Below are 22,442 nucleotides of genomic sequence, written 5' to 3'. Positions count from 1 at the left end.
CCGGGCCGCTACCTCGGCGTCCCGGGCGTATCTGCCCGCCCACCGAGGCGCTGCACCAACTCCTGTACCGCCTCGGTGAACGGCTCGTCGGACTCGCCCGGCCAGTGCCCGTGGATGGGTGGGGCGACGCTGTCCCCGGGGGGTGTCACCACGTCACGGGGATCACGCTGTCGACGATCCACAGGGGCGGCCGGGTCACCGGCGGTGGCCGGCGCGGGTGCGGGACGCGGTGAGAAGATCCAGCCACCGATGGGGTCGGTGTCGCGCCACAGGTTCACCCAACGCCAACCCACCCGCCGGCCGATCTCGTGCAGTGCCGCGTCGTCGACGTACGCGGGGAAGAGCCGTGCGTAGAGGCGGCGCAGCGGGGATCCGTGGGTGAGCAGGGCGACCCGGTCGCCGACCTGCGGCGGCAGTTGGAGCACCGTGGCGGCGAGCAGAACCGAGCCGTGGCTGTGCCCGGTGAGCAGCACCGCGTCGCCGCGCTCGACCAGATAGGTGATCCGGCGGGCCAACTCCGGCACGGCCCGCTCGGAGTAGCAGGGCGGTGCGAACGGGTGGGCGGCCCGGGGCCAGAAGGTGCCGAGGTCCCACAGGACACCGATGTGGCGCCGGTACGGCTCGGTCCGGTACGCGAAGATGCCGCCGATGATCAGACCGAGGATGATCGCCGCGATCACCCAGCTACCGAACGCGATCGTGAACGTGATCGCGCCCGCCGGCAATCCGATGTTCCGCTCGATGACGTCGCCCGGGACCTGCCCGAGCAGGCCGATGGTGGTGGTGGCCGTGCCGAGTCCGGCGAGGCAACCGTAGAGCACGGCCAGCGGCACCAGCTTCTCGGTGAAGCGAGCCCGGGCTATCGCGTCTCGGACCTGCCGGAGTCGGGGCCCTGCCTCGGCCGGCGGGTCCGGGAAGTCGCGCGCGACGATCGCCGCGGCGGCCCGCCGTCGACCGCGACGGGAGATCACTATGACGAGGCCGGCGACGATCGCGGTGAAAAGCACCGCGCGGAAGAAGCCGTAGATCGCCCAGGTGTAGGCGCGGGGTGGGCCGGAGGCGATGCCCGCTCCGGTGGACACGCCGCGGTCCAGGAAGTCCGCCACCCGGTAGACCAGTTCGGCGGAGTACGCCACCGCCATGCTGATCCCGATGGCGGCGACAACGAGAGCGCCCAGCCCGAACAGCGGGGTGGCGCCGTGTTCCCGGCGCCGGTGCCAGAGCAGCACCACGCCCAGCGCGATCAGCAGCGTCGTCTGAGCCACGAACAGACCAGTCAGCGTCGAGTCGTAGCCGGGGAGTTCCCGCTCCTGAGGCCAGGGTTGCGAACTGGTCAGCACGAGCGCCACGACGACCACGGTCAGGCTGATGGCAGCGGTCCGGAGGGTGCGGGTGACCCGGTCGAGCCGTTTGTCGCCGGGGGCCCGGTCCATCAGCGGCGGTGTGCAGAGCAGCCCCACGCAGCCCGTCAGGATCACCCCCGTGATCGCCGTCAGCGCGATCGTGACCGGCGAGGCGTCACTGGCGCCCCGGGCCAGGAGCAGGACGAGGTCCAGCGTCGCGAAGGCCGCCGCGACGTGGATGGCGCGCAACCGGCCCACCAGTGGTTCGGCGTCCCACTGGCCGACCGTGCCGAGCCGAGACGCGGAGGTGCCCTGCTCGGGTGCCCGGAACGCCTCGAAGGTCCGCCCCGGACGGCAGCTGACCCGCCAGATCAGACCGACCGCGGCGGCCGGGACCAGCGCGAGCACCGCCAGCCGCAGTCCGATCGGGCGTCCACCCAACCAGGACAACCAACTGCGTCCCGCCAGGCAGTCCGGCGAGGCCAGGCACTTCCAACCGACGAGGTCCAGGGCGACCCCGGCGATGGCGAGCACGTACAACACGGTGAGCGTGAGCGCCAGCAACCGGCACAGGGACTTGACCGTCGCCTCGGAACGTGGGTTCGCCGGGCGCATCCAGATCGCGACGTTCACCAGCATGAAGGGGAGCAGGAAGACCACCGCCAGGGTGCGGGCCACGGTCCCGGAGGGCAGGTCACCCCAGCGGTACGCCTCAAGCGTCACCCCGTGCGCGCCGGCGCTGTCCGGGTACCGCGGGCGCGGCCGGTAGAACCCGCCACTACGGTCGCCGGCGACCTGCCCGGTCTGTTGCAGGTCCAGCACCTGTGCGGCGCTCGCGCCGGAGACTCCGTGCACCCGCAGCTCCACGACGTCACCGGAGTCGTCCGGCCCGCTCAACCGCGCTGATCCATCCGACGTCCCCCCGAGGCGTCTCGCAGCCCTTGTCCCGCGACCCAGCCCGACGTCACGCGCCCGGGCCGCCGACCGCGGTGACGGCAGAGCCGGGTCTACCCGATCCGGACGCCCTCAATCTCGGCCGGCCGGGCGCTACCGCCCAGGCGGGCCCGACCGGCGGCCACCGGCCGAGCCGTGCCGGCGAGGATTGATCCGGTCGTGGCGGGGTAGGTGCCGCCATGGTCGCTGCCGGTCGGCGCGGAGCGGACGCGGGCCCGTCGACCGTCGCCCGGTGGTGGGACCGCCTGGTGGCCGCGTTGCGCGACCGGGTCCGTCGGGTACGAACCATCGGCGGCCTGGCCCTACAGGCCGGCCTGGCCGCGGCGCTGTCCTGGCTGGTGGCGCATTCGCTGCTGCAGGTGTCGCAGCCGGTCTTCGCGCCGATCTCCGCCGTCTCGACGCTCGCCGCGTCGGTCGGCCAGCGGTTGCGTCGCACCGTCGAGCTGATCATCGGCGTCACCGTCGGAGTGCTGATCGGCGACCTGCTCCTCCTGGTGATCGGCACCGGGTGGTGGCAGCTCGCCCTGATCGTCGTGCTGGCGATCGTCGTCGCGCTCTTCCTCGTGGGTAGCGCGGCGGTGGTGATCCAGGCGGGGGCGACGGCGGTGCTCATCGCCACGCTCAGCCCGGCCGTCCGGGATCTGGAGATCCCCCGGTTCGTGGACGCGCTCGTCGGGGGAGGGGTGGCGCTGCTGGTCACCGCCGTGTTGCTGCCGCTGAACCCGCTGCGGGTGCTCAACCGGGCCGCGCGACCGGCGTTGGATCTCCTCGCGACCCAGCTCGACGCCACCGCCGAGGCGCTGGCCGAGCGGGATGCCGCTCTGGCCCGTACCGCCCGGGGTGAGCTGCGGCAGAGCGCGGGCCAGTTGAAGGCGTTCGTCGAGGCGACCCAGGGCGCCCGGGAGGCGAGCACCCTGTCACCGGTGTACTGGCATCAACGGCACGGGCCGGTGGGCCGCTACGCGCAGGCGGCGGAGCCGATCGACCGGGCGATGCGCAACAGCGGCACCCTGATCCGACGATCGGTGACGCTCATCGAGGACGGCGAGCCGGTGCCGAAGTCGCTGCCGACGGCGGTGGCCGATCTCGCCGACGCGGTCCGCCTCCTCAAGCGGCAGTTCGCCGCCGGCGCCGAGCCGAACCGGGCCCGGGAGCAGGCGCTGCGGGCGGTCCGGACCGCCGGGCACGCCTATCGGGACGGCGTTGGCTTCTCCGGTGCGGTGGTGGTGGCACAGGTCCGGACGACAGTCAGTGACCTCCTGGTCGCCTCCGGCCTGAACCAGGAGGACGCGAATCACCTGGTCAGGAGGATTTTCGGCGACCTCTGAGAGCCAGGTGATCCCGGCTGAGCCAAGCGGCGGCATCTTTCTGAGCCATCTCTGTTGCACTGTGAGCCAAAGTGGTGCCATGATGGTGCCATGGAGCTGAGGTCATACGTCGAGAACCTGCGTAACGAGTTCGCCGTGGCCGCGGAGGGCGTGGACCCGGAGGCCCGGGCGTTGGCCGAACGACTCTTCGCGCAGTTGGAGGCGGCCACCCGTCTCACGCTGCTCGAAGCGCTGTCCGACGCGGCCGACGAGATCACCCGTGACCTCGCGCCGGGTTCGGTGCACGTTCGGTTGCGCGGGCGCGAGCCCGACTTCGTGGTGACGCCGGCCAGCCCGCCGGTCGAGGTGGCGAGCGAGCCCAGTGGCCCGCCACCGCTGTCGGTGCCGGTGTCCGTGCCCGACGGTGACGAGGGCGGCACCTCGCGGATCAACCTGCGGCTCCCCGACCACCTGAAGGCCAGCGTCGAGGACGCCGCCGGCCGCGCCGGGCTCTCGGTCAACGCCTGGCTGGTGCGCGCCGTCGCCGGTGCCATCGGGGCGGGCGATACGCAGCGTCGTCCACCGCGCCGGGTGGAGCCGACCTCCGGCCAGCACTTCACCGGCTGGGCCCGCTAACTTCCCGTACCCCTTCCACCACCACGCCGCTGACCAGCGGCGACCTCCGCCGACCACAGTTCGGGAGACCACCATGCCTGTTTTCGAGACGCCAGAACCGATTTCCGTCCAGATCGAGCTGCCGATCGGCGATGCCTGGATCGCCGCGAGCGACCGCACCGACACGGTGGTGACGGTGCGGCCCCGCGACCCGTCGAGCAAGGCCGACGTGAGCGCCGCCGAGCAGAGCACCGTCGAGTTCACCGCCGGGCGACTGGTGATCCGCGTGCCGAAGAGCTGGCGCCGCTACGGGTTCGGCCCCGGGCCGTCGGTCGACGTCCAGATCGAGGTGCCGACCGGGTCACGGGTGTACGCCGAGGCGGCGTGGGCGGCATTCCGCTGCGAGGGTCGGCTCGGCGAGTGTCGGATCAAGACCGGCAGCGGCATCCGTCTTGACGAGACCGGGCCGTTGGAGATCGACAGCAGCCACGGCGAGGTCGCTGTCGAGCGTGTGCTGGGCTCCGCCCGGGTGAAGGCCTCGTCCGGCAAGGTGCGCATCGGCGCGGTCGACGGCACCGCCGAGATCAAGAACTCGTCCGGCGACTGCTGGATCGGCCACAGCGGTGGCGACGTCCGGATCAACACCGCCTACGGCGACATCACAGTGGACGCCTCGCAGGCCTCGGTGACGGCGCGCACCGCCTACGGCAACCTGCGGCTCGGCGCGGTCACTCGCGGCGCGATCGACGCACAGACCTCCTTCGGCGCGATCGAGGTCGGCATCCGTCGCGGGACCGCCGCCTGGCTCGACGTCAGTTCCAAGCACGGCCGCGTGCACAACGCGCTGGAGTCGACCGACAGCCCGGCGCAGACCGACGAGACGGTCGAGGTCCGGGCGAACACCTCCTACGGCGACATCATGATCCGCCGCGCCTGACCCCACCGCCCCGCCGACCACAAATGAGGAGACCATGACCAGCTCCATGAACCCCGCGATCGTCGCCACCGACCTGCGCAAGTCCTACGGCGACAAGGTCGTGCTGAACGGCATCGACCTGATGATCACCGAGGGCACCATCTTCGCGTTGCTCGGTCCGAACGGCGCCGGCAAGACCACCACCGTGCAGATCCTCTCCACCCTGATCGACGCCGACGGCGGTAACGCCCGCGTCTTCGGCCACGACCTGACCCGGGAACCCGACGCGGTACGCGCGCTGATCGGCGTCACCGGCCAGTTCTCCGCCGTCGACAACCTGCTCACCGGTCGGGAGAACCTGACCCTGATGGCCGACCTGTGCCACCTGGACAGGGCCGCCGGTCGGCGGCGGATCGCCGACCTGCTCGACCAGTTCGACCTGACCGACGCGGCGGGCAAGCCGGTGTCGACGTACTCCGGTGGCATGCGCCGACGCCTCGACCTCGCGATGACCCTGGTCGGCGAGCCCCGGGTGATCTTCCTCGACGAGCCGACCACCGGCCTCGACCCACGCAGCCGCCGGGCCATGTGGCACATCATCCGCGCGCTCGCCGCCGAGGGCGTGACCATCCTGCTCACCACGCAGTACCTGGAGGAGGCCGACCAGCTCGCCGACCGGGTGGCGTTCCTCGACCACGGCCGACTGATCGCCGAGGGCACGCCGCGCGAGCTCAAGCGGCTCATCCCGGGCGGCCACGTCGTGTTGCAGTTCGCCGACCAGGAGGGGCTCGACGCGGCGGCCCGGACGTTCGAGGCCGCCACCCGGGACGACGCGGCGCTCACCCTCCAGGTGCCGAGTGACGGCGGGGTCGGGTCGCTGCGATCCCTGCTCGACCAGCTCGACCGCGCCTCGATCAGCGTGGCGGCGCTCTCCGTGCACACCCCCGACCTCGACGACGTCTTCCTCACCCTCACCGGTCAGCCCGACACCCGGGCCAGCCGACCCGACCACGAAAGGGCTCCCGCGCGATGAGCACCCTCTCCCTCGCCGTCCGCGACTCGAGCACCATGCTGCGGCGAAACCTGCTGCACATGCGGCGGTACCCGTCGATGACGTTCCTGCTCATCGGCATCCCGATCATCATCCTGCTGCTCTTCGTCTACGTCTTCGGCGGCACGCTCGGCGCCGGTCTCGGCCCGTCCGGCGACCGCTCCCAGTACGCCAACTACGTCACCCCCGGCATCCTGCTCATCACCGTGGTCAGCGCCGCGCAGGGCACCGCCATCTCGGTCGCGATGGACATGACCGAGGGGATCATCGCCCGGTTCCGCACGATGTCGATCTTCCGGCCGTCGGTCCTGACGGGTCACGTGCTGGGCAGCCTGGTCCAGACCATGCTCAGCATCGTGGCCGTCACCGTCGTGGCGCTGCTGGTCGGGTTCCGGCCCAACGCCAACGCGGTCGAGTGGCTCGCGGCGATCGGCGTCCTTGCCATGATCACCTTTGCGCTGACCTGGCTGTCCGTCGCCCTCGGTTTGGTCAGTGACAGTGTCGAGACGGCCAGCAACCTGCCCATGCCGCTGATCCTCCTGCCGTTCCTCGGCAGCGGGTTCGTCCCCACCGACTCCATGCCGACCGCCGTGCGGTTGTTCGCGGACTACCAGCCCTTCACGCCCGTCATGGAGACCCTTCGCGGCCTGCTGCTGGGTACCGGGATCGGCGCCAACGGGATCATCGCGATCGTCTGGTGCGCCGTCATCACCGTGGGTTGCTTCCTCTGGGCCAAGGCCCTGTACAACCGCAATCGGACGGCCTGATCCGTCCGGCGCGCTCGGTCCCGCCAACGCAACGGAGAGCCGGCGGCTCGGCCCACAGGGGTCGGGCCGCCGGCTCGTGGCGTAGTGCGACCGGTAGGTCGACGGCGCGAGTGCGTGATCGGGCGGCAGGTCGGCGCGCGAGCGCGAAGTGCGACCGGCGGGTCGGCGGCCCGGGCGCGTGATCGGGCGGCGGACCGCCGGCGCGAGTGCGTGATCGACTCGGCTTTCGTGAATTCGGCCGATCACGCCGCCGCGGACCCCGCGACTTCAAGAAGCGCGAGTGGATCACGCTTTCCGGGGCCGCCCGACGCGCCGTTGGGCGCGGGCGCCGACCGGGGGACGCGGGCACACCAAGACGTTGAATGTTATCGATAACACAGGCATGCCGTCCGGCTTCACGGTGGGTGGATCGTCCTCCGGAGCGCTCAGCCATGAGCCCGCATGGTCGTCGATGGCTGTCGGGCGGATCCGGGCACGTGACCGCGACGCCCTGGGAATGTTATCGCTGCCATCACTGGCGGGGGGAGAAGTGGTCGCTATCGGACGGCAACGTCGCGGTGTGCGGCGCACTGGACCTGTCGCGCCGCCTGTCGACGGGTCTCCGGGTGGCACTCGTACCGGACGCGGGCCCCATTCGTCGGATGGCTGTCGCACTTGAGGGTGGAATCTTGGGGTTTGCGCCGGTCCGCTATCTACCCTCCCGAGTCGGTCCGCCTTCCGCGTTCCGTTACGGAGCTGTTGCGGGTAGATGTCTTGACGAGCCTGGATGTGAGCGTTAACACTATCCCCGTTAACGGTGGAGGTGAACATGAACCGTGTGGACGGAGCTGACGACCGCTACGTCGTCGGTGTCGACTACGGCACCCTGTCCGGGCGAGCTCTGGTGGTCCGTGTCGGCGATGGTGCCGAGTTGGGGACCGCGGTGCACGAGTACGGCGATGGCGTGATCAGCACGACGCTTCCGGGGGGTCGAACGCTGCCCCCGGACTGGGCCCTGCAGAACCCACAGGACTACCGCGACGTTCTGCGGTACGCCGTTCCGGCGGCGGTGTCCGCCGCGGGGGTGGACCCGGCGGCGGTGGTCGGCATCGGCATCGACTTCACCGCCTGCACCGTGCTGCCGACGCTCGCCGACGGCACCCCGCTGTGCGAGACGCCCGAGCTGCGCGATCGACCGCACGCCTGGGTCAAGCTGTGGAAGCACCACGCCGCGCAGCCGCACGCCGACCGGATCAACGCGCTGGCCCATGAGCGGGCCGAGCCGTGGATCGGCCGGTACGGCGGCAAGATCTCCGCTGAGTGGCAGTACGCCAAGGGTCTGCAGATCCTGGAGGAGGACCCGGAGGTCTACGACCGGGCCGAGCGCTTCATCGAGGCGGCCGACTGGATCGTCTGGCAGCTCTGCGGCACCGAGACCCGTAACGTCTGCACGGCCGGCTACAAGGGCATCCTGCAGGACGGTCACTACCCCTCCGAGGGCTTCCTGACCGCGCTCAACCCCAACTTCGGCGACTTCGTGGCCAAGCTGGACGGTCCGTTGCTGCCCCTCGGCGCCCGGGCCGGCGCGCTCACCGCCCAGGCCGCCGCCTGGACCGGCCTGCCGGAGGGGATCGCGGTGGCCGTCGGCAACGTCGACGCGCACGTCACCGCGGCGTCCGCGCAGGCGGTGCAGCCCGGTCGGCTGGTCGCCATCATGGGCACCTCGACCTGCCACGTTGTCAACGGCGCGGAGGTCGCCGAGGTGGCCGGCATGTGCGGTGTGGTGGACGGTGGCATCAGCCCCGGCGCGTGGGGTTACGAGGCCGGGCAGAGCGGTGTCGGCGACATCTTCGGCTGGTTCGTCGAGCACGCCGCCCCGGCGGGCGTCGACTCGCACGAGCGCCTCACCGAACTGGCCGCGAGTCAGCCCGTCGGCGGGCACGGCCTGATCGCGCTGGACTGGTGGAACGGCAACCGTTCCCTGCTGGTCAACCACGACCTCAGCGGGATGATCGTCGGTATGACCCTGGCCACCCGGCCGGCGGACATCTACCGGGCCCTGCTGGAGTCCACCGCGTACGGCACCCGGATGATCATCGAGGCGTTCGTCGACGCCGGAGTCCCGGTGAACGACCTGGTGATCGCCGGTGGTCTGACCAACAACGCGCTGCTGATGCAGATCTACGCCGACGTGACCAGGCGACCGCTGAACATCATCGCCTCGGCGCAGGGGCCGGCGCTGGGCTCGGCGATCCACGCCGCCGTCGCCGCCGGTGAGTTCCCCTCGATCCACGAGGCGTCGCAGGCGATGGGTCGGGTGCACGAGGCCGTCTACCGCCCGGACCCCGAGCGGGCCCGCGCCTACGACGCCCTCTACGCCGAGTACCGGGCGCTGCACGACCACTTCGGACGTGGCGGCAACGACGTCATGCTCCGTCTGCGGGCGATCCGCAACGCGGCGGTCGAGACCGCCGCGACCACCCACGAGGCCCCGCTGGAGGTGGTGGCGTGAACGCCGAGGTGACCCGACAGATCGCCGAGCTGCGTGAGACCGTCGCCCGCCTGCACGCCGAGTTGACCCGGTACAACCTGGTCGCCTGGACGTCCGGCAACGTCTCCGCGCGGGTCCCCGGCCAGGACCTGATGGTGATCAAGCCGAGTGGGGTGAGCTACGACGACCTCACCGCGGCCACGATGGTGGTGTGCGACCTCGACGGCGTTCTCGTCGAGGGCGACTTCGCCCCGTCCAGCGACACCGCCGCCCACGCCTACGTCTACCGGGCCATGCCCGAGGTCGGCGGCGTCGTGCACACGCACAGCTCGTACGCGACCGCCTGGGCCGCGTGCGGGGAGTCGATCCCCTGCCACCTCACCGCCCAGGCAGACGAGTTCGGTGGGGAGATCCCGATCGGCCCGTTCGCGCTGATCGGCGGTGACGACATCGGCAAGGGCATCGTCGCCACGCTCGCCGGGCACCGCTCGCCCGCGGTGCTGATGCGCAACCACGGCGTGTTCACCATCGGCCGCGACGCCCGCGCGGCGGTCAAGGCGGCGGTCATGTGCGAGGACGTGGCCCGTACCGCGCACCTCGCCCACACCCTTGGGCAGCCGGTCCCGATGGCCCAGGCAGACATTGATGCTCTTTATGACCGTTACCAGAACGTCTACGGTCAACAACCAGTCGCACCGGCGGGTTCCTGACCCCTGCACCGATCATCCGGGACCCGTCGGTCTGCACCACGACGCACCAGCACGCACCACCCGCGTACGCCGCTTCTTCGCACCTCGGCGGTTGGCGCGGTTACCCACCACATCCAGCCAAGGAGATTCGATGGGAAAGATGCGAACGCAGTCCGCTCCGTGGCGCGCTGCCGCGGTCCTCGCCAGCGTGCTGCTGGTCGGCGGCGTGGCGGCCTGCGGCAATAGCGACACCGGCGGCGGCGGCACCAAGGACGACGGCAAGATCACGATGGGCTTCTCCCAGGTCGGTGCGGAGAGCGGGTGGCGTACCGCGAACACCATCTCGATCAAGGAGGCCGCCACGGCCGCCGGAATCGAGCTGAAGTTCGACGACGCTCAGCAGAAGCAGGAAAACCAGATCAAGGCGATCCGCAACTACATCCAGCAGAAGGTCGACGTGATCGCCTTCTCGCCGGTGGTGGAGTCCGGGTGGGACACCGTGCTCAAGGAGGCCAAGGATGCCAACATCCCGGTCATCCTGACCGACCGCTCGGTGGATTCGGCCGACAAGTCGCTGTACAAGACCTTCCTCGGCTCGGACTTCGTCAAGGAGGGCAAGCTCGCCGGTGAGTGGCTGGTCGAGCAGAAGAAGACCGCCTCGGGTCCGGTGAACATCGTCGAGCTGCAGGGCAGCACGGGCGCGGCGCCGGCGAACGACCGCAAGAAGGGCTTCGCCGAGGCGATCGCCGCCAACCCGAACCTGAAGGTCATCGCCTCGCAGACGGGCGACTTCACCCGGGCCGGCGGTAAGCAGGTCATGGAGCAGTTCCTCAAGGCCAACCCGAAGATCGACGTGCTGTTCGCGCACAACGACGACATGGGTCTGGGCGCGCTCGAGGCGATCACCGCCGCGGGCAAGGTGCCGGGCAAGGACATCACCATCATCACGATCGACGCTGTCAAGGACGGCATGCAGGCTCTCGCCGACGGGAAGTTCAACTTCATCGCGGAGTGCAGCCCGCTGCTCGGCCCACAGCTGATGGACCTCGCCAAGAAGGTCAAGGACGGCCAGGAGGTGCCTGCTCGGATCGAGACGCAGGAGACCACCTTCACGACCGAACAGGCCAAGGAAGCTCTGCCCAACCGTAAGTACTGATCGACGACGGGGTCGCCGCGCTCGCGTGGCGGCCCCGCCGCGTCGCTTTCCTACCCGAAACGGACCGGGCTCGGCCCGCGACGACCTCCGAACCGCGCCCGCCCGAGCGGCCCCCCAGGGGACGACCGGGCGGGCGCGGCGGGAGCGTAGCGGCCCTTCCGTGTCGACAACCCAGAAGAGGTCTGATGGGATGACGGATAGCCGTCCGGTCCTGACGATGACCGGGATCAGCAAGTCCTTCCCCGGGGTGCGCGCACTCCACGACGTCAACTTCCGGCTCTTCCCCGGCGAGGTGCACGCCCTGATGGGCGAGAACGGCGCCGGCAAGTCCACCCTCATCAAGGTGCTCACCGGCGTCTACGACACCGACGCCGGCGCGATCACCCTCGACGGTGAGCCCGTGTCGTTCACCGGGCCGATGCAGGCGACCGCCGCCGGTGTGAGCACCGTTTTCCAGGAAGTCAACCTCTGCACCAACCTCTCGGTGGCGGAGAACATCTTCATCGGCCGTGAGCCTCGGGTCTTCGGCGCCGTCCGCTGGGGTGAGGTTCGGCGCCGCGCCCGGGCCCTGCTGGCCCGCCTCGACCTCGACCTCGACGTCAGCGCGCCTCTCGGCTCGTACTCGCTCGCGATCCAGCAGATGGTCGCCATCGCCCGCGCGATCGACATCAAGGCCCGGGTGCTGATCCTGGACGAACCGACGTCCAGCCTCGACGCAAGCGAGGTGGCACAGCTGTTCCGCATCATGCGGCAACTGCGCGACGAGGGCATCGCGATCCTGTTCGTGACCCACTTCCTCGACCAGGTCTACGAGATCTCCGACCGGATCACCGTGCTGCGCAACGGCGGGCTCGTCGGCGAGTACCTCACCACCGAGCTGCCCCAGCTCTCCCTGGTCGAGAAGATGATCGGCAAGGAGCTCGACGTCCTGGAGGGCATCGAGGAGCACTCCCGGCGGGACCTGGCCACGCTGGAGGAGGGCACCCCCCTGGTGGCGGTGTCGGGCTTCGGTCGGGCGGGTGCGGTCGAGCCGTTCAGCCTCACCATCCACGCCGGCGAGGTGGTGGGCCTGGCCGGCCTGCTGGGCTCGGGGCGTACCGAGGTCGCGCGGTTGCTGTTCGGGGCCGATCGGACCGACGGCGGTCAGGTGGCGATCGACGGCGCGGCGACCAGCCTGCGCACCCCCGCGCAGGCCATCGACCACGGCGTGGGCTTCTGTTCGGAGAACCGCCGGGCCGAGGGGATCGTCGCGGACCTGTCGGTCCGCGAGAACATGATCCTTGCCATGCAGGCGGCACGCGGCTGGCTGCGGCCCATTCCGCGTCGCCGCCAGGACGAGCTGGTCGACAAGTACGTCAAGGCCCTCAACATCCGGCCCGCCGACCCGGAGGTGCCGGTCCGCAACCTCTCCGGCGGCAACCAGCAGAAGGTGCTGCTGGCCCGGTGGCTGATCACCGAGCCGCGACTGCTGATCCTCGACGAGCCGACCCGGGGCATCGACATCGGCGCGAAGACCGAGATCCAGAAGCTCGTGACGCAGCTGTCCGACGGGGGCATGGCGGTGCTGTTCATCTCCGCCGAGCTGGAGGAGGTGCTGCGCCTCAGCCACAAGGTGGCGGTCATGCGGGACCGGCAGATGGTCGCGCAGCTCGCCAACGACGAGAGCCTGGACGCCGACCGCATCATGCAGACCATCGCCAGCGGATCCCACCGGGAGGAGGCAGACCGATGAACGACACCATGAGCCGCTATCGGACGATGACCGGTCACCGGCTGTTCTGGCCCGCCGCCGTGCTGTTCGTCATGCTCGCCGCGAACACGATCTACCGGCCCGGGTTCCTGTCCATCGAGCTCAAGGACGGGCACCTGTACGGCACGCCGATCGACATCCTGCGGCTGAGCGCACCGCTGATCCTCGTCGCGTTGGGCATGACGCTGGTCATCTCCACCGGCGGCATCGACCTGTCGGTGGGTTCGCTCTGCGCGATCAGCGGCGCGATCGCCTGCATGTACATCAGCAAGCAACCCGACCAGAACAGCGTTGGCGTGGTGGTGACCGCTCTCGCGATGGCGCTGGGTGTCTCGCTCGTGCTCGGCGCCTGGAACGGGGTGCTGGTGGCCGTGATCGGGATCCAACCGATCATCGCCACCCTGATCCTGATGGTCGCCGGCCGGGGTCTCGCCCAGCTGATCACCGAGGGCCAGATCATCACCATCAACTCCGAGCCGTACCGGGCGATCGGCCTGGGCCACGCGTTGACCCTGCCGCTGGCCATCTTCATCGCGCTCGCCGCGGCCCTGCTGGTCGCCGCGTTCACCCGTCGCACCGCACTCGGCATGATCATCGAGTCGGTGGGCGGCAACGCCATGGCCAGCCGGCTCGCCGGCATCCGGTCCGGCCGGGTCATCTTCCTGGTGTACGTGATCAGCGCCGCCTGTGCGGCGGTCGCCGGTTTCATGATGACGGCAAACGTCTCCAGCGCCGACGGCAACGCCGCCGGCCTCTGGGTCGAGCTGGACGCGATCCTCGCGGTCGTCATCGGCGGTACGTCGCTCGCGGGTGGCCGGTTCTTCCTCAGCGGCACGATCATCGGCGCGCTGATCATTCAGACCCTGACCACCACGGTGTACGCCATGGACATCTCACCGCAGACCTCGCTGCTGTTCAAGGCGGTCGTCGTCATCGCCGTCTGCCTCATCCAGGCGCCGGCCTTCCGGGCCCGGTTCAGCCGACGTAGGCGCAACGCCCCGCCGCCCGCCACCATCGCCGACAAGCCGAAGGAGCAGGTGCCGGCATGACCACTGGAACGCTTACCGCCGGTCGTACCCGGTTCCGGCTGCCGAGGAAGCAGATACCGGTCCTGGCGACGCTCGCCCTGCTGCTGGTGATGTACGGCATCGGCGTCTCGCAGTACACGGCGTTCTCCAACGTCCAGGTCATCTTCAACGTCTTCATCGACAACGGCTTCCTGCTCGTCGTCGCGGTGGGCATGACCTTCGTGATCCTCACCGGTGGCATCGACCTGTCGGTCGGTTCGGTGGTCGCCATGACGGCGATGGTGTCGGCCGCGCTGCTGCAGGACGGCATGCCGGCGGCGCTGGTGCTGGTCATCGCCCTGCTCATCGGGCCGACGCTCGGCCTGTTGATGGGCTGCGTCATCCACTTCTTCGAGATCCAGCCGTTCATCGTCACGCTCGCCGGGATGTTCTTCGCCCGGGGCATGTGCACCTTCATCTCCGGCGCGTCGATCCCGATCACCGACGGGTTCTGGACCTCGATGTCGCAGGAGCGGATCGGTAACCCCCAGGGCAACTTCGTGTCGATCAGCGTGCTGATCGCCTTCGTGGTGGTCGTCATCGCCGCGTACACGCTGGCCTACACCCGGCTGGGGCGCAACGTGTACGCCATCGGCGGCAACCCGCAGTCGGCGCTGCTGATGGGCCTGCCGGTGGGCCGGACCCGGATCGCCGTTTACACGATCAGTGGTCTGTGCTCGGCCATCGGCGGGATCCTGCTGTCCTTCTACACCCTCTCCGGCGCGCCGCTGATCGGCGTGGGGATGGAGCTGGACGTCATCGCCGCCGTCGTCATCGGTGGCACGGTGCTCACCGGCGGCGCTGGTTACGTCTTCGGCACGGTGCTCGGCGTGCTGGTCCTCGGCGTGATCCAGACCCTCATCACCTTCGACGGGAGCCTCAACTCCTGGTGGACCAAGATCGTGATTGGCGGTCTGCTCTTCGCGTTCATCCTCCTCCAGCGCCTCATCGGAATCCGTTACAAGTGACCGCCCCTCTCGCGGAAGGCAACTCCATGGCACCACACACCGAACCCGAGATCTGGTTCCTCACCGGCAGCCAAGGCATGTACGGCGAGGAGACGCTCCGCCAGGTGGCCGAGCAGTCTCGCCAGATCGCGGCCGCACTCGACGACTCGCCGCAGATTCCCGCCCGCGTGGTCTGGAAGCCCGTCCTGACCAACAGCGGTGAGATCCTGCAGGTCTGCCGGGACGCCGCCGCTCAGGGTGCCGTCGGGGTCATCGCCTGGATGCACACGTTCTCACCGGCCAAGATGTGGATCTCCGGTCTGGACGCGTTGCAGACACCGCTGCTGCACCTGCACACCCAGGCCAACGTTCTGCTGCCGTGGAACGACATCGACATGGACTTCATGAACCTGAACCAGGCCGCCCACGGCGACCGCGAGTTCGGGTACATCCAGACGCGTCTCGGTGTGGCCCGTAAGACCGTGGCCGGGCACGTCAGCGACCCGCGGGTGACCACGCGGATCGGGGCCTGGGCCCGCGCCTCGCTGGGCTGGTCGGCGATGCGGTCGCTGCGCCTGGCCCGCTTCGGTGACAACATGCGCGACGTCGCGGTGACCGAGGGCGACAAGGTCGAGGCCGAGCTGCGGTTCGGGGTTTCGGTCAACACCTACGGCGTCAACGACCTGGTCGAGGTGGTCGGCGAGGTCACCGACGCGCAGGTGGACGACCTGGTCAAGGAGTACGAGGACACCTACCGCATCGTCGGCGAGCTGCTGCCGGGCGGGGAGCAGCACGACTCACTGCGGTACGCCGCGCGCGTGGAGTTGGGCATGCGCGCCTTCCTGGACGCGGGCGGGTTCCGGGCCTTCACGACGAACTTCGAGGACCTCGGTGGGCTGCGTCAGCTGCCGGGCATCGCCGTGCAGCGGCTGATGGCGGACGGCTACGGCTTCGGCGGTGAGGGCGACTGGAAGACCTCGGTCCTGGTCCGCACCCTCAAGGCGATGTCGGTGGGCGTGAGCGGCGGCACGTCGTTTATGGAGGACTACACCTACGACCTCACCCCGGGCAACGAGTTGGTGCTCGGCGCCCACATGCTGGAGGTCTGCCCGACGATTGCCTCCGACGTGCCCAACGTGGAGATCCATCCGCTGAGCATCGGTGGCCGGGAGGACCCGGTCCGGCTGGTGTTCGACGCCGCGCCCGGTCCGGCCGTGGTGCTCGGGCTGTCCGACATGGGGGAGCGTTTCCGGCTGGTGGCCAACGAGATCGACGTGGTGGCCCCGCCGCAGCCGCTGCGCCGGTTGCCGGTTGCCCGTGCCGTCTGGCGTCCGCGCCCCGACCTGCCGGTCTCGGCCGAAGCGTGGATCACCGCGGGCGCTCCGCACCACACAGTGCTGTCGCAGGCGGTGGGCGTGGAGGAGCTGCACGACCTGGCGGAGATGAGCCGCACCGAGCTGGTCGTCATCGACGCCGCCACGGAGCCTCGCCGCTTCGCCGACGAGCTGCGCTGGAACCAGGCGTACTACCGGCTGGCCCGCGGCTTCTGATTCGCGCGGTCTGATCGTACGAAGAACGGGTGGTCCACCCCTGCCTGCGGGCGGGGGTGGGCCACCCGTTCGCGTGTGCGCCAGCGGAGGCCACGAGGCGGTTGTGTTACGCCTTGACTAACAGCATGTTATCGCTCACAGTCTATAACCAAGATGGTCGATGTCGTTGGCTGGTCCGGCCGCGCGCGCGTCCTACCCCCGCGGTTTCGGCACCTCGTCACCGCAACGGTCGGACGATCGGTGTTAGCGATCACATGGCCGGGCGTGGTCAGCTCGGTGCCCCGCCCGGTGCCGCGGACGCCGACCCAGACCGCACGGTTCGCGTCAGCAGAGGAGGATCATGCTTTCCATCGGTCGGGTTCCCCGGGGTGCGCCGCGACGGCGCGGGTGGCTGTCGAGACTCGCCGTCGCCGCGATGGTGCTGGTGGTCGGTGGCGCGGCTGCGGCCGTCGCCTCGTCGCCCGCGTCAGCGGCCACCGTCGACACCAGCGCCTGGTACGTGTTGGTGAACCGCAACAGTGGCAAGGCCGTGGACGTGTACAACCTGGCCACGACCGACGGTGCGCGGATCACCCAGTGGACGCGTAACAACGGCAACCAGCAGCAGTGGCAGTTCGTGGACTCCGGAGGCGGCTACTACCGACTCAAGTCGAGGTTGTCGGGCAAGGTGCTGGACGTCTCCGGCCGCTCGACCGCCAACGGCGCCAGCGTCGTGCAGTGGACCGACAACAACGGCACCAACCAGCAGTTCCGGCTGGCCGACTCCGACGGTGGGTACGTCCGGTTGATCAACCGCAACAGCAACAAGGCGATGGAGGTGCAGGGCGCCTCGACCGCCGACGGTGGCAACATCGTGCAGTACGACGACTGGAACGGCACCAACCAGCAGTGGCAGCTCGTCCGCGTCGACGGCGGGACCGACCCCACCACGCCACCCCCGTCGAACGGCACGTACTCGAACCCGGTGGTCTGGCAGGACTTCGCCGACGTCGACATCATCCGGGTGGACAACGCCTACTACATGTCGGCGTCCACCATGCACTACTCGCCTGGCGCGCCGGTCCTGCGCTCGTACGACCTGGTGAACTGGGAGTTCGCCGGTCACTCCGTACCCCGACTCGACTTCGGGTCGAAGTACGACATGAGCGGCGGTAACGCCTACGTTGACGGCATCTGGGCGTCGACGCTGAACTACCGGCCGAGCAACCGGACGTACTACTGGGCCGGGTGCATCGACTTCGCGCAGACCCACATCTACACCGCGTCCGCCGTCGACGGGGCCTGGAGCAAGCACACCACCATCCCCAACTGCTACTACGACGCGGGGATGCTGGTCGACGACAACGACACCATGTACGTGGCGTACGGCAACGGCACGATCAGCGTGGCGCAGCTGTCCGCGGACGGGAAGTCGCAGGTCCGCGCCCAGCAGGTGTACCAGACGCCGTCGAGCATCGGGACGCTGGAAGGCGCCCGCTTCTACAAGCGCAACGGCGCCTACTACATCTGGCTCACCCGCCCGGCCAACGGCCAGTACGTGCTGAAGTCGACGAACGGCCCGTTCGGCCCGTACGAGCAGCGCCAGGTGCTGCTCAACCTGCCCGGCCCGATCTCCGGTGGCGGTGTCCCGCACCAGGGTGGGCTGGTGCAGACCCAGAACGGGGACTGGTACTACATGTCCTTCGTCGACGCGTACCCCGGTGGCCGGATGCCGGCCATGGCTCCGATCACCTGGACCGGCGACGGCTGGCCGGTGCTGCAGACGGTCAACGGCACCTGGGGCAGCTCGTACCCGAAGCCGAACCTGCCCGCGCCGCCCCGGGCGGTCAAGCCGCTCACCGGCACCGACACGTACGCCGGCACCACGCTCGGCCCGCAGTGGGAGTGGAACCACAACCCGGACAACAGCAAGTGGTCGGTCAACAACGGGCTGAACCTGCAGACCGCCACCGTCACCGGCGACCTGTACAAGGCGCGCAACACGCTGACCCACCGCATCCAGGGCCCCACCTCGACCGCGACGATCGAGTTGGACTACTCCACCATGCGCGACGGTGATCGCACCGGCCTGGCGGTGCTGCGCAACTCGTCGGCGTGGATCGGAGTCCGACGCGACAACGGGACCACCCGACTGGTCATGCAGAACGGCCTGACGATGGACGGCAGTTGGAACACCACAAGCACCGGCAGTGAGGTGGCGAGCACCGCTGTCTCCGGTGGCCGGATCTGGTTGCGCGCCAACGCCGACATCAGACCCGGCTCCGGCCGACAGGCCCGGTTCTCGTACAGCACGGACGGGGTCAACTTCACCTCGTTCGGCAACACCCTGACGCTGGCGAACAACTGGCAGTTCTTCATGGGCTACCGATTCGCCATCTTCAACCACGCGACGCAGGCGCTCGGTGGCGCGGTCACCGTGCGGCGCTTCGACCTGACCACCCCGTGACACCGGTCACACGACGATCGCTCTGACCGGTGGCGCTGGCGACGCAGCCCTGGCGGCATGTGAAGTCCGCGCCACCGCGTCAGGTCCTCGCCGGCCTGTTCCACGCTCTGTCCAGGAGCGAGGGCAGGCCGGCGTACCACATCAGGACCATGTCCCGTACCTGTTGGTCGGGACTCCGGACGGGCACCGCGTTGTACGGCCTCGGCACGTCGAGCGGTCCCCACACAGGCGTTCCGTGTTCGGGGCCGTTGCTGGCGTAGACTGTCGGCGATCCAGCGCTGGTCACCTGGGATTCAGCACCGGCGTGGTGACTGAGCGAGGGGGACCGGGCCGGGCCGCTCCAGTCGACGTCGACGGGCCGCGGGCCGGAGATGTAGCGGGGGGAGTGAAATGGCCGTCCACGGTCCCGCGATGACGGACGTTGCTCGTCTCGCCGGTGTCTCCCATCAGACGGTGTCGCGGGTGCTCAACGGGCACCCCAACGTCCGTGAGCAGACCCGGCTTCGGGTACGCGCGGCGATCGCCGAACTCGGCTACCGCCCCAACGGCGCGGCACGCGCCCTGGTGACCGGTCGATCACAGGTCATCGGTGTGGTAGCGCAGAACACGACGCTCTACGGTCCGGCGTCGCTGCTGGCCGCCCTGGAGCAGACCGCCGCCGAAGAGGGCTTCGCGGTCAGCGTCGGCAGCGTGCGTAACCTGGACCACCGCTCCATCTCGGCGGCCGTCGAGCGGCACCTGTCGCACCGGGTGGCCGGCATCGTGGTCATCGCCCCGGTCGAGTCGGCCGGTGAGGCGCTGGAGCGCCTGCCCAAGGATGTCCCGCTGGTCACGGTCGACGGTGACCCGAGCCGGCCGGTGCCGCTGGTGACTGTCGACCAGGTGGCGGGCGCCCGGGCGGCGACGCAACATCTGCTCGACGCCGGGCACCGTACTGTCTGGCACGTCTCCGGGCCGACCGACTGGTTCGACAGCGTGGGTCGGATCGACGGCTGGCGGCAGGCGCTGCTGGCCGCCGGGCTGGATCCGCCGCCGCCGATGCCGGGGGACTGGTCCGCCGCGTCGGGTTACCGGTGCGGGCAGATGTTGGCGCGGATGCCGGAGGTCACCGCCGTCTTCACCGCCAACGACCATCTCGCGCTGGGCGTGCTGCGGGCGCTGCACGAGTTCGGTCGACGGGTGCCGCACGAGATCAGCGTGGTCGGCTTCGACGACGTACCGGAGGCGGCGTACTTCATTCCGCCGCTGACCACCGTCCGACCGGACTTCGACGCGGTGGCGCGAGCGAGCCTGCAGATGCTGCTGTCCCAGATCGAGTCGGGCACCGGTGGGGCGCTGCGGCAGACCATCGCCCCCGCTCTGGTCGTCCGCGAGAGCGTCGCCCCACCTCGTCGCTGATGGTCGCACCAACCGGCGGTCGCCCCCGGTGTGGTGCGGAGAGTGGTCTCGCCGCCGTTCCCCGCCCAGCGGTGCACGCGCGTGTGGGCCCGCGCCAGCGCGCGCCAATTTTCGGCTTCCTCGCTCGATAAGACGCGACTCGATGGGTTGCAGAGTGTGACCAATCGATGCCAAGCGATACGACGCGGTGAAGGTATTGAACCTCGTGAAATGTCGCCGTAATATGATGGGCGTCTCTGTTAACGCTAACAAAAATTGGCACCCAACTATCGGCGTACCGACCAGAGATCGTAATCACGGGCGGGCGTCACCGACAAGGAGGCTCGATGAACCGCAATACCCGAGGTCGTCGCTGGGGGAGCGTACTGGCGGCCGGAATTCTGCTCGCCGGTGGCCTGGTCGGCCTTCGCGCCCCGACGGCGCAGGCACTGGACAACGGCGTGGCGCGCACTCCCCCCATGGGTTGGAATTCGTGGAACTCGTTCGGCTGCAACATCAACGAGGCGCTGATCCGGCAGACGGCAGATGCGATCGTCAGCAGCGGCATGCGGGACCTGGGCTACAACTACGTAGTGGTCGACGACTGCTGGTTCAACCCCAACCGCGACAGCTCCGGCAACATCCAGGGCGACCCCGGCCGGTTCCCCAGCGGGATGAAGGCGCTCGGCGACTACCTGCACGCCCGGAACCTGAAGTTCGGCCTCTACCAGGTGCCTGTCGACAAGACCTGTGCGCAGTACTTCGGCGCCTACCCCGGCGCGACCGGCAGCCGTGGCCACGAGGTGCAGGATGCACGCCAGTTCGCCGCCTGGGGTGTCGACTTCCTCAAGTACGACTGGTGCTCGCCGGAGGGCAGCATCAACGACCAGGTGACCACCTTCGCCAAGATGCGTGACGCGCTGGCCGCCACCGGCCGACCGATCGTCTACAGCATCAACTCCAACAGCATCCACGCCAAGACCGGCCCGCAGCGCAACTGGGGCGACGTGGCGAACATGTGGCGAACCACCGAGGACATCACCAACGCGTGGGACACCGGCCAGAGCAACGGCTACCCGATGGGCATCCAGAACATCATCAACGTCACCGTTCCGCTGGCGTCCTATGCGAGGCCGGGCGGGTTCAACGACCCCGACATGATGGAGGTCGGCCGCGGCGGCATGAACGACACGGAGATGCGCAGCCACTTCGCGATGTGGGCGATCATGGCGTCTCCGCTCATCGCCGGCAACGACGTGCGGAACATGAACGCTGCGACGCAGACGATCCTCAAGAACGCCAACCTGATCGCGATCAACCAGGACTCGCTCGGGTTGCAGGGAACGCAGGTGTCGTTCGACGGCACGCGTCGGGTGCTGGCCAAGCGGCTCGCCAACGGTGACGTGGCCGTCGCCCTGTTCAACCAGGGCGGTTCGACGACGACGATCTCGACCACGGCCGCGGCCATCGGCAAGTCCGGCTCGTCGTTCACGCTGGTGGACGCGTGGACCGGCGGCACCAGTTCCAGCAGCGGGACCATCAGCGCCAGCGTCCCCGCGCACGGCACTGTGGTGTACCGGGTCAGCGGTGGCGGGACGACTCCTCCGACGACGCCGCCGCCGACCACGTCGAGCGCGTACGCCAGCGCCGCCTCCGGCCGCTGCCTCGACGTGCCGAACAGCAACACGACCAACGGCACGCAGCCGGTCATCTGGGACTGCAACGGCGCCGCCAACCAGCGCTGGACCAGGAGCGGCCAGACTCTGCAGGCCCTCGGCAAGTGCCTGGACGCGCCGTCGAACGCCGCGGCCGGCGCCAAGGTGCAGATCTGGGACTGCAACGGCGGGACCAACCAGCAGTGGGCGGTCAACGCCAACGGCACGATCAGCAACACGCAGTCGGGGCTCTGCCTGGACGTCAACGCCAATGCCACTGCCAACGGCACCACGGTGATCCTCTGGACGTGCACCGGAGCGGCGAACCAGCGGTGGTCGCAGCGGTAGCCGATCGGGACCGCCGACGGCCGAGGTCGCGGCG

16 protein-coding genes are annotated in these 22,442 nt (G+C 69.5%); 15 read left to right on the top strand and 1 reads right to left on the bottom strand.

Annotation, left to right across the window (positions count from 1 at the left end):
- Positions 1-8: 8 nt before the first annotated feature.
- A complete protein-coding gene (locus MED15_RS26055; protein WP_112737177.1) occupies positions 9-2,240 on the bottom strand; it encodes a hypothetical protein in 2,232 nt (743 codons plus the stop codon).
- A gap of 236 nt (positions 2,241-2,476) precedes the next feature.
- Between MED15_RS26055 and MED15_RS26050 the strand changes: the two genes are divergently transcribed.
- The 15 genes from MED15_RS26050 (at position 2,477) to MED15_RS25980 (ending at position 22,408) form a co-directional block, all read left to right on the top strand.
- A complete protein-coding gene (locus MED15_RS26050) occupies positions 2,477-3,625 on the top strand; it encodes an FUSC family protein (protein WP_112737175.1) in 1,149 nt (382 codons plus the stop codon).
- A gap of 90 nt (positions 3,626-3,715) precedes the next feature.
- Complete coding sequence (locus MED15_RS26045) at positions 3,716-4,240, top strand: hypothetical protein (RefSeq protein WP_112585337.1); 525 nt, start codon at positions 3,716-3,718, stop codon at positions 4,238-4,240.
- Positions 4,241-4,313: 73 nt separating this feature from the next.
- Positions 4,314-5,156: a DUF4097 family beta strand repeat-containing protein gene (locus MED15_RS26040; protein WP_112585339.1), complete on the top strand. Its 843-nt coding sequence runs from the start codon at positions 4,314-4,316 to the stop codon at positions 5,154-5,156.
- Positions 5,157-5,190: 34 nt separating this feature from the next.
- Entirely contained in the window at positions 5,191-6,168 is a 978-nt protein-coding gene (locus MED15_RS26035) for an ATP-binding cassette domain-containing protein (RefSeq protein ID WP_112737173.1), read from the top strand.
- A complete protein-coding gene (locus tag MED15_RS26030) occupies positions 6,165-6,953 on the top strand; it encodes an ABC transporter permease (protein WP_112585343.1) in 789 nt (262 codons plus the stop codon). Before MED15_RS26035 ends, MED15_RS26030 begins: the two co-directional genes overlap by 4 nt.
- Before the next feature lie 808 nt (positions 6,954-7,761).
- Positions 7,762-9,444, top strand: a complete 1,683-nt coding sequence (gene araB / locus MED15_RS26025; RefSeq protein ID WP_112585625.1) for a ribulokinase — start codon at positions 7,762-7,764, stop codon at positions 9,442-9,444.
- Entirely contained in the window at positions 9,441-10,133 is a 693-nt protein-coding gene (locus tag MED15_RS26020) for an L-ribulose-5-phosphate 4-epimerase (protein ID WP_181518457.1), read from the top strand. Before araB ends, MED15_RS26020 begins: the two co-directional genes overlap by 4 nt.
- Positions 10,134-10,263: 130 nt before the next feature.
- A complete protein-coding gene (locus MED15_RS26015; protein ID WP_373861073.1) occupies positions 10,264-11,268 on the top strand; it encodes an ABC transporter substrate-binding protein in 1,005 nt (334 codons plus the stop codon).
- 190 nt (positions 11,269-11,458) lie between these two features.
- Positions 11,459-13,000 carry a sugar ABC transporter ATP-binding protein gene (locus MED15_RS26010; RefSeq protein ID WP_112585345.1) on the top strand — a complete coding sequence of 514 codons (1,542 nt, stop codon included), beginning with the start codon at positions 11,459-11,461 and terminating at the stop codon, positions 12,998-13,000.
- Positions 12,997-14,067 carry an ABC transporter permease gene (locus MED15_RS26005; RefSeq protein ID WP_112585347.1) on the top strand — a complete coding sequence of 357 codons (1,071 nt, stop codon included), beginning with the start codon at positions 12,997-12,999 and terminating at the stop codon, positions 14,065-14,067. Before MED15_RS26010 ends, MED15_RS26005 begins: the two co-directional genes overlap by 4 nt.
- Positions 14,064-15,053, top strand: coding sequence for a galactofuranose ABC transporter, permease protein YjfF (gene yjfF / locus MED15_RS26000; RefSeq protein ID WP_112585349.1), 990 nt, complete (start codon positions 14,064-14,066; stop codon positions 15,051-15,053). Before MED15_RS26005 ends, yjfF begins: the two co-directional genes overlap by 4 nt.
- Positions 15,054-15,079: 26 nt before the next feature.
- Positions 15,080-16,582 carry an L-arabinose isomerase gene (gene araA, locus MED15_RS25995; protein WP_112585351.1) on the top strand — a complete coding sequence of 501 codons (1,503 nt, stop codon included), beginning with the start codon at positions 15,080-15,082 and terminating at the stop codon, positions 16,580-16,582.
- Between the two features lie 340 nt (positions 16,583-16,922).
- Positions 16,923-19,028, top strand: coding sequence for a family 43 glycosylhydrolase (locus MED15_RS25990; RefSeq protein WP_112585353.1), 2,106 nt, complete (start codon positions 16,923-16,925; stop codon positions 19,026-19,028).
- Between the two features lie 411 nt (positions 19,029-19,439).
- The gene (locus tag MED15_RS25985; protein WP_208646727.1) at positions 19,440-20,426 is read left to right on the top strand and encodes a LacI family DNA-binding transcriptional regulator; all 987 of its coding nucleotides are present in this window, start codon (positions 19,440-19,442) and stop codon (positions 20,424-20,426) included.
- Positions 20,427-20,752: 326 nt separating this feature from the next.
- Positions 20,753-22,408 (top strand): glycoside hydrolase family 27 protein, encoded by a 1,656-nt coding sequence (locus tag MED15_RS25980; RefSeq protein WP_112698230.1) that lies wholly within the window; start codon positions 20,753-20,755, stop codon positions 22,406-22,408.
- Positions 22,409-22,442 lie beyond the last annotated feature (34 nt).

This window comes from Micromonospora noduli (assembly GCF_003264475.1).
GTDB lineage: Bacteria > Actinomycetota > Actinomycetes > Mycobacteriales > Micromonosporaceae > Micromonospora > Micromonospora noduli.
The sequence above is the reverse complement of the archived record's forward strand: the minus strand, read 5'-3'. Positions and strand labels throughout refer to the sequence as shown.

Bases quoted from the DNA above. Each gene is read 5' to 3' on its own strand.
- MED15_RS26050 (WP_112737175.1), top strand. From the start codon at position 2,477: ATGGTCGCTGCCGGTCGGCGCGGAGCGGACGCGGGCCCGTCGACCGTC.
- MED15_RS26045 (WP_112585337.1), top strand. From the start codon at position 3,716: ATGGAGCTGAGGTCATACGTCGAGAACCTGCGTAACGAGTTCGCCGTG.
- MED15_RS26040 (WP_112585339.1), top strand. From the start codon at position 4,314: ATGCCTGTTTTCGAGACGCCAGAACCGATTTCCGTCCAGATCGAGCTG.
- MED15_RS26035 (WP_112737173.1), top strand. From the start codon at position 5,191: ATGACCAGCTCCATGAACCCCGCGATCGTCGCCACCGACCTGCGCAAG.
- MED15_RS26030 (WP_112585343.1), top strand. From the start codon at position 6,165: ATGAGCACCCTCTCCCTCGCCGTCCGCGACTCGAGCACCATGCTGCGG.
- araB (WP_112585625.1), top strand. From the start codon at position 7,762: ATGAACCGTGTGGACGGAGCTGACGACCGCTACGTCGTCGGTGTCGAC.
- MED15_RS26015 (WP_373861073.1), top strand. From the start codon at position 10,264: ATGGGAAAGATGCGAACGCAGTCCGCTCCGTGGCGCGCTGCCGCGGTC.
- MED15_RS26010 (WP_112585345.1), top strand. From the start codon at position 11,459: ATGACGGATAGCCGTCCGGTCCTGACGATGACCGGGATCAGCAAGTCC.
- MED15_RS26005 (WP_112585347.1), top strand. From the start codon at position 12,997: ATGAACGACACCATGAGCCGCTATCGGACGATGACCGGTCACCGGCTG.
- yjfF (WP_112585349.1), top strand. From the start codon at position 14,064: ATGACCACTGGAACGCTTACCGCCGGTCGTACCCGGTTCCGGCTGCCG.
- araA (WP_112585351.1), top strand. From the start codon at position 15,080: ATGGCACCACACACCGAACCCGAGATCTGGTTCCTCACCGGCAGCCAA.
- MED15_RS25990 (WP_112585353.1), top strand. From the start codon at position 16,923: ATGCTTTCCATCGGTCGGGTTCCCCGGGGTGCGCCGCGACGGCGCGGG.
- MED15_RS25985 (WP_208646727.1), top strand. From the start codon at position 19,440: ATGACGGACGTTGCTCGTCTCGCCGGTGTCTCCCATCAGACGGTGTCG.
- MED15_RS25980 (WP_112698230.1), top strand. From the start codon at position 20,753: ATGAACCGCAATACCCGAGGTCGTCGCTGGGGGAGCGTACTGGCGGCC.